The organism is Chryseobacterium sp. KCF3-3, from assembly GCF_045865955.1.
Taxonomy (GTDB): domain Bacteria; phylum Bacteroidota; class Bacteroidia; order Flavobacteriales; family Weeksellaceae; genus Chryseobacterium.
In genome coordinates, this window is the sequence record NZ_AP035792.1 from 3381872 (window position 1) to 3394220 (window position 12349).

The 12349-nt window shown below is 36.1% G+C and carries 12 protein-coding genes; 5 read left to right on the top strand and 7 right to left on the bottom strand.

The window, feature by feature from the left end; genetic code table 11:
• The first annotated feature begins 12 nt into the window (after positions 1–12).
• The gene (locus ACKTTZ_RS15290) at positions 13–1398 is read left to right on the top strand and encodes an OmpP1/FadL family transporter (protein ID WP_407845953.1); all 1386 of its coding nucleotides are present in this window, start codon (positions 13–15) and stop codon (positions 1396–1398) included.
• Positions 1399–1467: 69 nt separating this feature from the next.
• On the opposite strand, the gene ACKTTZ_RS15295 is transcribed toward ACKTTZ_RS15290, so the two are convergent.
• On the bottom strand, positions 1468–2199 hold the full coding sequence (locus ACKTTZ_RS15295; RefSeq protein ID WP_034695263.1) for a ZIP family metal transporter: 732 nt from the start codon (positions 2197–2199) through the stop codon (positions 1468–1470).
• On the bottom strand, positions 2199–2924 hold the full coding sequence (locus ACKTTZ_RS15300; protein WP_034695265.1) for a class I SAM-dependent methyltransferase: 726 nt from the start codon (positions 2922–2924) through the stop codon (positions 2199–2201). The genes ACKTTZ_RS15295 and ACKTTZ_RS15300 overlap by 1 nt, the downstream gene beginning before the upstream one ends.
• Positions 2925–3061: 137 nt before the next feature.
• Between ACKTTZ_RS15300 and ACKTTZ_RS15305 the strand changes: the two genes are divergently transcribed.
• Positions 3062–4228, top strand: a complete 1167-nt coding sequence (locus ACKTTZ_RS15305) for a class I SAM-dependent RNA methyltransferase (protein ID WP_034695266.1) — start codon at positions 3062–3064, stop codon at positions 4226–4228.
• Between the two features lie 19 nt (positions 4229–4247).
• Positions 4248–4427, top strand: coding sequence for a hypothetical protein (locus ACKTTZ_RS15310; protein ID WP_407845954.1), 180 nt, complete (start codon positions 4248–4250; stop codon positions 4425–4427).
• Positions 4428–4486: 59 nt separating this feature from the next.
• On the opposite strand, the gene ACKTTZ_RS15315 is transcribed toward ACKTTZ_RS15310, so the two are convergent.
• Positions 4487–5293 (bottom strand): helix-turn-helix domain-containing protein, encoded by an 807-nt coding sequence (locus tag ACKTTZ_RS15315; RefSeq protein WP_407845955.1) that lies wholly within the window; start codon positions 5291–5293, stop codon positions 4487–4489.
• 216 nt (positions 5294–5509) lie between these two features.
• Positions 5510–6523 carry an SDR family NAD(P)-dependent oxidoreductase gene (locus tag ACKTTZ_RS15320; RefSeq protein WP_407845956.1) on the bottom strand — a complete coding sequence of 338 codons (1014 nt, stop codon included), beginning with the start codon at positions 6521–6523 and terminating at the stop codon, positions 5510–5512.
• 208 nt (positions 6524–6731) lie between these two features.
• Between ACKTTZ_RS15320 and ACKTTZ_RS15325 the strand changes: the two genes are divergently transcribed.
• The gene (locus ACKTTZ_RS15325) at positions 6732–7736 is read left to right on the top strand and encodes a glycosyltransferase (RefSeq protein ID WP_407845957.1); all 1005 of its coding nucleotides are present in this window, start codon (positions 6732–6734) and stop codon (positions 7734–7736) included.
• Positions 7737–8053: 317 nt separating this feature from the next.
• On the opposite strand, the gene ACKTTZ_RS15330 is transcribed toward ACKTTZ_RS15325, so the two are convergent.
• Complete coding sequence (locus ACKTTZ_RS15330; protein ID WP_034695275.1) at positions 8054–9283, bottom strand: aminotransferase class I/II-fold pyridoxal phosphate-dependent enzyme; 1230 nt, start codon at positions 9281–9283, stop codon at positions 8054–8056.
• 157 nt (positions 9284–9440) lie between these two features.
• Between ACKTTZ_RS15330 and ACKTTZ_RS15335 the strand changes: the two genes are divergently transcribed.
• Positions 9441–9899 (top strand): Lrp/AsnC family transcriptional regulator, encoded by a 459-nt coding sequence (locus ACKTTZ_RS15335; protein WP_034695278.1) that lies wholly within the window; start codon positions 9441–9443, stop codon positions 9897–9899.
• Positions 9900–9922: 23 nt separating this feature from the next.
• Here the strand turns inward: ACKTTZ_RS15335 and ACKTTZ_RS15340 are convergent, their stop codons facing one another.
• Both ACKTTZ_RS15340 and ACKTTZ_RS15345 read right to left on the bottom strand, forming a co-directional pair.
• Positions 9923–11008, bottom strand: coding sequence for a serine hydrolase (locus ACKTTZ_RS15340; protein WP_034695279.1), 1086 nt, complete (start codon positions 11006–11008; stop codon positions 9923–9925).
• A 203-nt stretch (positions 11009–11211) separates the two neighbouring features.
• A complete protein-coding gene (locus tag ACKTTZ_RS15345; RefSeq protein WP_034695280.1) occupies positions 11212–12243 on the bottom strand; it encodes a bestrophin family protein in 1032 nt (343 codons plus the stop codon).
• Positions 12244–12349 lie beyond the last annotated feature (106 nt).

Sequence of the window (12349 nt, forward strand, 5' to 3'; positions counted from 1 at the left end):
TCTTTAGTATTAATGAGCATTTCTGCTGCATTTTATGCACAGGCTCAGGATGTTTCTGTCATAAGAAATACTGTAGAGGTTTATTCAAGTACTCCTATGGTGGGATCAGCTAAGTTTAATGCGATGGCTGGAGCTAATGGTGCGCTAGGTGGTGATGCAAACTCTTTGCTTACGAACCCGGCAGGTTTAGGAGTTGCTATTTCAGGAGAGGTTTCAGGAACTTTATCTATTTTAGGAAATAAAAACAAAAGTTCTTTAGGAGGATCTACAATAGATTATAGTAAAACCAGAGGAGACCTTGGGAATGCAGGAGGAGTAATTGCTTTTCCTTTGATGACAGAAACCGGATGGAAGTTTATCAATATTGGTATTAATTTTTCTAATCAGACTTTAGACAATATCATCCAGTCACCGGGAAATAATAATGTCGTTTATGCTTTTGATAAGGATGATATTACCAAAGATGCTGCATTAGCAGGGCATATGTATGAAAGATACGGAAACCTTTCAAAGATGAGTTTTGGGGTTGGAGCCAATTATAATCATAATTTATATTTAGGAGCAGGTTTCAACTTTTTCAACGCTTCATTGGATCAATATGATACTTTGTTGTACAGAAACATTGCCAATGGTTCTACAGAAGCATTCAGCAAGCAGGATACTCCGTATTCAGAAAGATCTTCAGGTTTTTCTGCTTCATTAGGGGTGATCGGAAAGTTGAGTCCTAACTTCAGAGTGGGAGCATCTCTTGAAACTCCTACATTCTGGACAATAGACAGAAATTATTACTTCTATAATGATCCTGTTTACGGAGATGATATGGGAGCTGAAAACAGAAAGTTCACTTCACCTCTTAAAGCAACGGTGAGTGCTGCGTTTGTAGCAAGTAAAAACTTCTCATTGAACGTAGACTATACTCTTGGACTTACAAAGCCTGATTATAAAGTATATGGAGGTGCAGAAAGAGAATTGAATGATTTCTTCAAAGAAAACTACAAGAATCTTTCAGAAGTAAGAGTGGGAGCTGAGTACAGAGTACAGCAGTTCAGATTGAGAGGAGGATACTCTTACCAGTCAAGTCCTTTTGATGCACTTACAATCAGTAGATTTAATGATGCAGGCAGTGTAGGAGATCAGTCTTATAGCAACTTGATGTTGAGCGACAGAAATACACTTTCATTTGGTATTGGATATGATTTCAAATCATTCTATATCGATGCATCTTATCAGAATATTTCGTCTAAATACACCAATCCTTTCATGAGAGGATATATGGGTGATAATTTTGATTCATCATATTATTCTGCTAAAAACATTTTCGAAAGTGATGCTTATGCTGTAAGTGATGTGAAAAACAACAGAAATAATTTCTTCCTTACTTTAGGATGGAAATTCTAAGCTTATAACACATTAAGCTATATATAACAAAAAAGCTCCGGACTCTAGACTCCGGAGCTTTTTTATTTTTTAATGAGAATGAGCAGCGGCAGGATGTTGATGGAAAACATGCATCATGAGTGCAAGTGAAACTCCTAAGACAACCAGCCCAATCTTTACCCAATCGATATTGTGATTTTTATTGCTTTCAAAAATGATTACAGATGAAATATGAAGGAAAATTCCTCCTACGATAGCCAGAAAATAGGGCTGAAGATTTGGATTGAAATAGTTACCCAATAACATTCCCATTGGAGAAGCCAGGGCAAATAATGCTACAATGAGAATAGAAGGATAAGATGATGAACTTTTAGATTCTCCCTTTCTGTTAAATAAAAATGCTCCCAGAATAAATGAAATAGGGAGATTATGAAATACAATTCCCCAAAGGTAAGGTGACATTTCATGCTGCTCGTTAGCTAAAGGAATCCCTTCAATAAAAGCATGGATGAATAGTCCTACCATTAAAGCAACGGGAAGAATATTGTGTTCACTATGATGATGAAAGTGTCCGTGTTCGAAACCTTTGGTAAGAGCTTCCAGAATCATCTGGAGAAGAACTCCTGCAATTACAAATATCCCAAGACTATTGCTTCCGGCTGAGGTGTAAACCTGCGGAAAAACTTCGTTGAGACATATTGTAATCAAAAAACCGGCACTTAATATCAGTAAGTTTTTAGCCAGTTTTTCTTTTTTACCAAAGTGTTTTCCCAGGAATACTCCTGTTACGACACTTAAAATCAGTAAAAGTACTGTTGTCATTATTTTTTCTTAAATAAATTGATGCATCGCGGGGAATTTTCTTTCTTAAATTCATTCAGCTGATAATCTCCCCAGATTTTTATTCTTTCAAAACCACATTCGGAAGCATAGTTATGGATCGCTTCCAGGGTATGAAGTTTTACTTTTTCAAAGAAATGAAATGGCTTACCATCAGCTTCAAAACGGATATCCTTGATGATGTGTCTGCCTTCAATTTTTTTCAGGATCTTAAAATCAATATCGCCGCGGGTTATTGTGGTTTCAGGAACTAAGGTATTTCTTACAAATTCTTCATTCAGATAATCCAGAACAAAATATCCTCCTGGTTTTAAAGCATTGTATACCGACTGAAATACTTTTTTATCATCACTTTCATTGTCAAAATATCCAAAACTTGTAAATAAATTGAATACAGCATCCATTGGATCTGCATCAATAGGGTTTCTCATGTCATGAACTTCAAAAAGTAAAGTTTGATTTTCGTACTGTTTGTCAGATTCAATACTTTGTCTTGAAAGGTCAAGTCCCAAAACATCATACCCTAATTTATTAAGAAAAACCGAGTGTCTTCCTTTACCACAGGCAAGATCTATGATTTTCGACTGAGGCGGAAGCTGAAGGTCCGCAGTGAGCTTTGTAATGAAGTTTTCAGCTTCAGTATAGTCTCTGTTGCTATAAAGCAAATGATAATAAGGGGTATCAAACCAAGATTCAAACCATTCCATAATGCAAAAATAACTAAATTTGTGCGGTTAAAAGCAAAGTATTTTACAACATTAAGAGATTGAAAAATTCAATTGGACAAGAAGTTGGATGGCTAATCTTTTAATTTTTAAAGCTTTAAATCTTTTAATTCAAACTTATGGATACAGAAAATATTAAAATACAGATAAAAACATTCTTCGGATTGGAGCAGATTCTGGCAGAAGAAATCAAAAAATTGGGTGGAAGGAATGTTGAAATTAAAAACAGAGCAGTAAATTGTGAAGGAGATCTTGGTTTTCTTTATAAAATCAATTACTCTGCGAGAACAGCATTGAAAATTCTGGTACCAATTCATGAATTCAAAGCTTTTAATCAGCATCAGTTCTATGACAGATTGTTCAAATTTGAATGGGAGAACTTTATGGATGTTGATCAGTCTTTCTCTATTGATGCTACTGTAAATTCTGAAACCTTCAAGCATTCTCAGTTTGTGACTTTAAAAATGAAGGATGCGATTGTAGATTATTTCCAGGAAAAATTCAAAAGACGTCCGAATGTAGAAACCAGAAATCCGGATATCAAATTCCATCTTCATATTGACAGAGAATTGGTAATGATTTCCATGGATTCTTCAGGAGATCCTTTGTTTAAAAGAGGATACAGAAGAGAACAAGGTGAGGCTCCGATCAATGAAGTGCTGGCAAGCGGAATGCTTCAGCTGGCAGGCTGGGATGGAAAAGGAAATTTCCTTGATCCAATGTGTGGTTCCGGAACATTATTGATTGAAGCAGCAATGATTGCGATGGATCTTCCGGCTCAGATTTTCAGAAAGAGATTCGGATTCCAGAACTGGAATAACTATGATGCAGACTTGTTTGCAAAAATTAAAGAATTCAGAATTAACAGAGTAAGACAATTTGATGGAAAAATTGTTGGATATGACATTGATGCAAGAATGCTGAATGCTGCAAGAATGAATGTAGAAGCAGCAGAAATGGAAGATGTTATTGAGATTAAAAAACAGAACTTCTTTGATTCTAAAAAAGAACTCTTCCCATTATTAATGGTATTCAACCCTCCATATGATGAGAGAATTTCTATTAATGATGATGATTTCTACAAGAAAATCGGAGATACTTTTAAAACGCATTATCCGAATACACTGGCCTGGCTGATCTCTTCCGATCTGGAAGCGGTGAAGAAGATCGGTTTACGTCCTTCAAGAAAGATCAAACTTTTCAACGGAAAACTGGAAACGAGATTTTTACAGTACGAAATGTATGAAGGAACTAAGAAAGTACATAAACTGGAAGAGAATAAGTAGGATTTAAAATAATAAACTGATGTCTTGGAATTTTTTTGACATATTTGATGTAGTTTTTGATTTATTCGGTCTGTTGGGTTCTGGATCAAAATCGTTACCTTCAAAATCACCTTCAAAACCTGAAAGAAAAGCTCTAAATCATAATATGATATCTCAAAAGAAGGATTCAAAAGATCCGGATAGTTTACCGAAAAAATAATTCCAATAGTAATTAAAATAAAAAATAGGTTGTACTCACGCGGTACAACCTATTTTGTTTTATCTTGCCAGTGAAGGTGCAAAGCCATACTGTTTTTTAAAAGCGTGCGAAAAATGGGAGAGATCTTCAAACCCTACTTCCAGAAAAATATCAGAAGGCTTTTTATTCTTTTCCGATAAATGATAATAGGCCAGTTCCAGACGTTTTTGAGTAAGCCATCGCTGTGGTGTCGTTTGAAAAATCTTTCTGAAATCTCTGTTGAAAGTAGATAAACTTCTTCCTGTCAGATATCCGAATCGTTCCAATGGCATATTGAACATATAATTCTTTTCCATAAAGTTAATCAGGTCCACTTTTCCGGGTTCATCAAAATCTGCAAGTAGAGTATCAATATCCGGATTAATTTCCCTTACAATACTGATGGCTTCAGTGATCTTTAAATGGGCAATGTTTTCAGGAAACGGACCTTCAATATCAAAATAAGGAATCAGGGAGGCAAGACAGCTGTTCAGAAGCGGATGGCTGCTGAAACTGTGAATGCTGGATTCCGGATTTCTGTTTTTTCTTTCATAATCAACAGAGCTATAAAAATTCTTCAGCCGTTCTGTGGTAAGGTGCATTACCACTGCTTTATGAGGAAGTCCGTCCTTGGGATAATTGATAATCGTGGCAAGATGATTTCTCGGAATCAGAAAAATATCTCCTGCTTTGAACAGATAGGTTTTGTCTGCCTGAATAATTTTCGTTTCTCCTGATATGAACCATACCAGCATATGATATTCAAAAACCGTTTCCGTTTTGAACAGCTTGTCGTCATAACTGGAAATCTTGATATCCGGAGTGAGGTATTGTATCTGGAAATCCATTGTCAAAAGTTTTTCATTACAAATGTATTTAAAAACGACGACTATATATAATTTTACGCTTTGTCATTAACTAAGTCGGATCTTCGATTTCTGATGAAGGAAGAATCTCATGTATAGCTTAGATTCTTCATTTCACTGCGTTACATTCAGAATGACAGTGTCATAATAATAAGGCAGCAGGATTATGTAAAATTGTATATAATTGGCTAAAAACAGTTATTGGGTGTCAAACTCAAATCCCAGCATTTCTTCGCTTAATTTCCATAAACGCTCCGCATTGTTTTTATCGATGGAATAAGGCTGTACTCCATAAATAGTTGCCGGTTCATCAAATCTATGTTCAATTTGTCCCTTGTCTACTTCTGCGATATCACAGTTTTCACAATAAACACCACCTATTTCGTTAAGTTGAGGGCTTACAGCGCACCAAATTGTTGTTGCAGCACCTTGAGGGATAGTTTTCAATCGTGCTTCCACCTCCGGTTTGATATTTCCGTTTTCATCATGTGTTCCAAGCTGTTTAAAAAGTTCGATAGGTTCTTCTCTGCCCAGATCTGTTCCATATACAGATCCAGGGTGAAGGGAATACGCTCTGATATTGAATTCTTTTCCTCTCTCATCAAGTTCTACAGCAAACAGATTGCAAGCTGTTTTGGATTGCCCGTATCCGGAAAGAGTATCGTAATCTCTTTTTTCAAAATTAGGGTCTTCAAAATTAAACGGAGCCATCTGATGTCCATAAGAAGAAACACTGATAACCCTTGCGCCATTTGCTTTTTTCAGAGCGGGCCATAATTTTGAAGTAAGATGAAATTGTCCAAGGTAATTCGTGGCCAGTTGAGATTCAAAACCTCTGCTGTCTCTACGAAGGGGAACCCACATGATTCCTGCGTTATTAATCAGAAGATCCAGACTTTTACCAGATGCAATGAATCTTTTTGCAAAAGCGTCAATAGATGCCGGATCCATCAGATCCATTTTCTCAAGTGCAAAATTTTCAATTCCTGTAAGATTTTCCTTTGCTTTTTCGATATCTCTTGCGGGAATAATAACATGCGCTCCAGCTGAAACAAGAACTTTTGTCGTTTCAAGACCAATCCCTGCATAGCCACCGGTAATGATGACCGTTTTTCCGGTAAGATCTATTCCTTTAATAACTTCCTGAGCTGTTGAAGAAGCATCAAAACCTGATTGAACAGGTTGTTGTAATGTGCTGATCATTGTTTCCATTTTTTATTGGTTTAAATTTCTATAGCAAAATTAGGAGGGATTTTTCATGTTTATTTTGTTTAAAATGTCAAATGACTTGGTTCAGAATTTCATTTGTAATCTCCATGTAGTAAGGCAGATAAAATTCTCTATCGTTAATTTATCTGAATAAGCTGTTAAACTGTTTGTAGGTTGTTCTGCGAATAAGTAATTTTGAAAAATTTTCAATTTGAAACCTACTATTTCTATTGTCGTTGCCATTTACAACCGAAAAGATGAACTTTTCGAGTTGCTGACTTCTCTTACTCAGCAGACAGATAAGGAGTTTGAGATCATTATTGTGGATGATGGTTCTTTAATCGACCTGAAACCTACCATTGAAAATTTTGATGGAATCCTGGATATTAAATATTTCAAAAAGGATAACTCTGGTCCCGGACTGACAAGAAATTATGGGGCAGCAAGAGCCGCTAACGAATGGCTGGTATTTGTAGACAGTGATGTCATCGTTGAAAAAGATTATATAGAACATATTAAAAACGATATTCTTACCATTCCTTGTGATGCGTTTGGAGGAGCGGATAAAGCGCATAAAGGATTTAATCTGATGCAGAAGGCTATTTCGTATTCTATGACTTCTGTTTTTACAACCGGAGGAATCAGAGGAAGTAAGAAAGCTGTTTCGAAATTTCAACCCAGAAGTTTTAATATGGGGGTGAAAAAGGCTGTTTTTGAAAAAGTAGGCGGATTTTCAGAGATGAGGATAGGTGAGGATCCGGATCTTTCCATGACGCTTTGGGAAAATGGTTTTACCACTGCTTTTTTTGATGATATTGCTGTATATCACAAACGTAGGGTTGATTTTGGGAAATTCTCCAAGCAGGTCTACCAATTTGGCTGTGCAAGACCGATTCTTAATCAGAGACACCCCAATTATGTGAAGATTTCCTTTGCATTTCCTACCTTATTCATGTTAGGATATTTGATGGGCTTTTTGGAATACTTTATAATGGGAAGAGGAATCATCCTTGCTTTTTACGGATTGTATACCTTTTTAGTATTGTTCCATGCTTTATTGTTGACTAAAAATATCAGCATTGCCGGAATGGCAGTTATTTCCACCTATATTCAGATGTTTTCTTACGGATATGGTTTCCTGAAATCATGGATTTTATTGAATGTTTTCAGAATGAAGCCTGAGGATGCTTTTCCGCATCATTATTATAAGAAATAGTTTTAAGTTTTGGCTAAAGCCGGTCGAATGAATTCTTTTTTGATAAATGGGCTAAAGCCCATTCCTATTGAATTTTTTGCTTGTAATTATTCACAATCTTTGCCATTCCGTAGAAGTCTCAGTTCTATTATCATCATTTACTATTTGAAAACTATTGCTGTATGGATTCCTACGGAATGACAAACTATGGGGATAGTCTTTGTGAATAGTTTTTACCCGTTCAGCTTGTCATTCCGAAGGAATCTAAACGGTTGGAATTATAAATTAAGAAAATAAAAAAAGGCTGTTTCAAACGAAACAGCCTTTTTACAATAAATTTAGATGGTAGAAATGTTTTCATGGTGGTTAAGAACTCCTACTTTCAACATACATTCCTTCATTTTATGATAAGTTCTTTTGATATCGTGGTCTAGACCAATAGAGAATCTGATCAGTCCGTCAGAAATTCCTATGGAAGCTCGCTCTTCTTCAGGGATTTCAGATGAGGTAGATTTTCCTGAGCATGAGAATAAGGTTTTATAGAACCCTAAGCTTACGGCAAGATATCCTAGGTTTTCTGCCTGCATCAGCTCCATCAGTTCGTTTGCTTTTTCTGTTGTTCCGGCATCCAGAGTTAATAATCCTCCATATCCGTATTCTTCATGAATCATGCTTTTCATTAATTCATGGTTTTTATGAGATGGTAAGCCAGGATAGGATATTTTTAAGCCATCTTTTTCGAATCTTTCAGCCAGATACATGGCATTGTGGCTATGCTGTTTGATTCTGATATGTAATGTTCTCAGGTTTTTTAAGATACTTGAAGATCTTAAGCTGTCCATCGTTGGACCAAGAAGCATACATGCGCCGGAATTGACATTTTTAGTGTCATCAATAAATGCCTGGCTAGCACAATATACTCCTCCTACCGTATCACTGCTTCCGTTGATGAACTTTGTTAAACTGTGAATCACCACATCAGCCCCGAATAATGTCGGAGAGATAGAAAGAGGAGAGAAGGTATTGTCTACAATCAGTTTCAGGTTGTGTTTTTTACAGATTTCAGAAAGTTTTCTAAGGTCTGCTACTTCAAGCAACGGATTGCTCACACTTTCACAATAAATAACTTTGGTATTGGGAGTGATTGCTTTTTCTATAGATTCAAAATTGTTGATGTCAACAAAAGTAGTCGCTACATTGAATTGAGGGAAGAAATTTTTAAGAAAAGCATAAGTTCCTCCGTAGATCGTTCGGCTTGAAATAATATGGTCTCCACTTTTGCACACCTGCATCAAAACGGAAGTAATAGCTCCCATTCCGGATGCCGTAACGTTGGCAGATTCTGTGTTTTCCATCTTGGCAAGAGCCTGAGCCAGATAAAGATTCATCGGTGATGAATGTCTGGAATACAGATAACATCCTTCTGCATTTCCTTCGAAAGTATCAAACATGGTCTTTGCAGAAAGGAACGTATAGGTAGAGCTATCAGAGATAGAAGGATTCACTCCTCCGAATTCACCAAAATACTGAAGATCCTGGATCTCATTGGCTGCGTTAAAGTTTTCCATAAATATTGTTTTTATTTTATCGTTCCAATTTGCATTAATTTCTTAATAATTACAATATAAATTTGAATTTATAGAATATAAAACTGTAAAATATTGTTTATTTAGAAAAAATATTTAGTATCTTCGATATTATTAAATTTTTACCAAAAAAATATCTATGGAACTTGACGAAACAGATAAGAAACTGTTACTTTTTTTACAGGAAGACTGTAAGCAAACCACCAAAGAGCTGTCCGGTAAGCTTGGATTGTCGGTTACAGCAATTTATGAGCGTGTAAAAAAGCTTGAAAATGCTGGTGTTATTTCAAAATATGTAGCCTTGCTGGACAAGAGTAAAGTTAAGAAAAATTTTATAGTTTTATGTCATGTGAAACTAAGTCAGCATAAAAAAGAATTTGTACTGCAGTTTGAAAAGGAGGTGATGGATCTTCAGGAAGTGACAGAGTGCTTTCATGTAAGCGGTGACTATGATTATATCCTTAAAATTGGTGTGAAAGATATTGAAGATTACCGCAGTTTTATGCTCACAAAGCTTACGACGCTTCAGCACATCGCAAGTACACACAGCTCATTTATGATTTCTGAAGTGAAAAATACGACGGCCATCATATTATAGACTATCAATGATTTGACATTCAATTATTGATCTGTTTTTGTCATTTTATCGATGAAATAATGAAGTCTTTTAATCTCGGTTCTGCCTTTGTTTTTGTCATTTAAAAAACAAGTGGTCACGATAACCATTTTTAAATCAGGAATAACGCAGATAAGCTGCCCGCCATAGCCGGTGGCTACGAAGGCCTGATGTCCGTTGGTCTTTCTTCGCCACCAGTAATAGCCGTAACCGTCGGCATTCGGCATTACATCCCAGGCATCCAGTTTTACCTGTTCAGAAGTAGATTCCTGAATCCATTTTGAAGAGACGATCTGTTTGCCGCTAAATTTTCCGTTGTTCAGAATCATTGTACCAAACTTCAGCATGTCTTCAGGTTTCATAAACATTTCCGAACCTGCAATATTCCTGTTCATGGAGTCTGTGTCCCATCGTGGAATATTCATCTTTAATGGCCTGAAAAGATTTTCTGTGGCAAATTGCTTCAAATTCGTTTTTACAATTTTTGCCAACGCTGCTCCAAAAAGATGGGTTTCACCACTGTTATAATTGAAGACTGTCCCCGGATATTCTTCAAAAGGAAGATCCAGTACAAACTTTACAGGATCACCGGAAAACAACATGGCTGTTGAAATTTTTGAATTTTCAACCCAGTCAAAACCACCCTGCATGGTCAGCAGATTTTTTAATGTTAATGTATTTCTGATGGAATCATGAGCCACCTTTCCTTCAATATTGGAAATGTTTTTGAAACTACTTCTCGATATATTGTATTCCGGAAGAATTTTTAAAACCGGAGTATTGAGGTTAGGAAGTATGTTTTTATCCTGTGCGATGCCTGCCAGTACAGAGACAATACTTTTGGTAACAGATTTTATACTGAATATAGTTTCTTTATTAGCTCCATGGAAATACTGCTCATAAATTACCTTATTATTCTGGGAAACAATAAAAGATCCCAGAGAAGGAATACTGTCATTAATTTCTTTGGTGAATTGGTCTTTGAATTCTTTAGGTAGTTCTTGGTTGTAGGCGGCCTGCGACTTCACTTTAGTACAGAAGAGGGTAAGACATAGCATTGTGATAGCCTGCAGAAGTTGCTTGGAGTTCATTGTTTACAAAAGGAAGGATAAAATTATTAGTTGATGAAAAAAGTAAAAGCTAAATCGATTCGGATGAATCAATATAGCTTGTGCTTTCAATGCTTCTAAATTATGAAAAACAATGAACTTTTTGAATATGTTTTAAAGAATATTTTAAAGTTTTTTACAATGCTTTTGATATGAATTTTAAGTTTTGAATATGATTAAAGAAGTTAGACCAAAACTCCGTTTTTGGAAGAAATAGGATCAGGAAGCTCTGTTTCTCCGCTCATCTGAAGAAGGTCTATTTCAATGGTTCTGCAGATTGAAAGCATCGGAACATCAAACATTAATCCTGCAAAAGGGTTTTCAGAATAATCTCCCACCAGCTCCATAATGATATAAATCCATCCGATGATGATACAGAAAGGAATGGAGGTCCAGATTCCCCAATCACCAAGTTTTGCAAACTCATTCACTAATCCTAGTGGCAGCAGCATGATAAAAAGAATATTGAAAACAAAAGCTGTGCTGGCAAACTGTCTTGGAGAAGGAAACTTCTTGATTCTTTCTGCCTGTCCCTGGAAATTATAGAATTCATTCAGGCTGTTTTGAAGCTGAGTCTGGTTGAATTCTGTGATGGCATTCATATTTTTCAGCTCATTGATGTCTTTTGCCTGTTGGGCAACTAAATACGTGGCGAAGTTTTTATAATCGTTTTTAAGTTCATATTCTTCCTCCGAAAGATATTTGTGAAGGAAAATAGGGGCTCTTCCGTAATCAGGAAAACCAGCCTTGATTAATCTGTTTCTTCTCAGGTTGATATTCCCGAATTTATTATTTTCTGTACTGATGTGTTCCCATTCTGTAGGGACTAAAAGCTGTTCACGGAAAGTATATAACCATGCAATATGGCGGTAAACGATTCTTCTCTTACGGTCTTCGAGATCAAAAACTCCAATTTCTTCATTTTTGGTATCGAAAGCATATACCATAGACGCAAATGAACGGCTGGAATTCACAATTCCGCCCCATATTTTTCTGGCTTCCCAAAGTCTGTCATAGGCCTGGTTGTTTTTAAAACCTACAAGGAATGCTTCTGCTGTACCAATAAGTGCAACAGGAACCCATGGAATCGTCATCCAGTGCCAGTTAAAGAAATAAAAGAAAACAGCAATCAATGTACACCAGATAGAGATAAGGATAAGATGTACACCGGCAAGATTGAGAACCTGTTTATAGTTGACGTATTTGGTTGTGATCATAAAAATGGATGTGTTTTGCGTGTATAGACAAAATAAATACCAAACTGGGATTAATTGTATTTCATAGTACCTCTCAGATAATGGATAATTGTGTTTTGTTGGTTGA

Excerpts from the sequence above, each read along its gene's own strand:
- ACKTTZ_RS15290 (WP_407845953.1), top strand. The coding sequence starts at position 13 with ATGAGCATTTCTGCTGCATTTTATGCACAGGCTCAGGATGTTTCTGTC.
- ACKTTZ_RS15295 (WP_034695263.1), bottom strand. The coding sequence starts at position 2,199 with ATGACAACAGTACTTTTACTGATTTTAAGTGTCGTAACAGGAGTATTC.
- ACKTTZ_RS15300 (WP_034695265.1), bottom strand. The coding sequence starts at position 2,924 with ATGGAATGGTTTGAATCTTGGTTTGATACCCCTTATTATCATTTGCTT.
- ACKTTZ_RS15305 (WP_034695266.1), top strand. The coding sequence starts at position 3,062 with ATGGATACAGAAAATATTAAAATACAGATAAAAACATTCTTCGGATTG.
- ACKTTZ_RS15310 (WP_407845954.1), top strand. The coding sequence starts at position 4,248 with ATGTCTTGGAATTTTTTTGACATATTTGATGTAGTTTTTGATTTATTC.
- ACKTTZ_RS15315 (WP_407845955.1), bottom strand. The coding sequence starts at position 5,293 with ATGGATTTCCAGATACAATACCTCACTCCGGATATCAAGATTTCCAGT.
- ACKTTZ_RS15320 (WP_407845956.1), bottom strand. The coding sequence starts at position 6,523 with ATGGAAACAATGATCAGCACATTACAACAACCTGTTCAATCAGGTTTT.
- ACKTTZ_RS15330 (WP_034695275.1), bottom strand. The coding sequence starts at position 9,283 with ATGGAAAACTTTAACGCAGCCAATGAGATCCAGGATCTTCAGTATTTT.
- ACKTTZ_RS15335 (WP_034695278.1), top strand. The coding sequence starts at position 9,441 with ATGGAACTTGACGAAACAGATAAGAAACTGTTACTTTTTTTACAGGAA.
- ACKTTZ_RS15340 (WP_034695279.1), bottom strand. The coding sequence starts at position 11,008 with ATGAACTCCAAGCAACTTCTGCAGGCTATCACAATGCTATGTCTTACC.
- ACKTTZ_RS15345 (WP_034695280.1), bottom strand. The coding sequence starts at position 12,243 with ATGATCACAACCAAATACGTCAACTATAAACAGGTTCTCAATCTTGCC.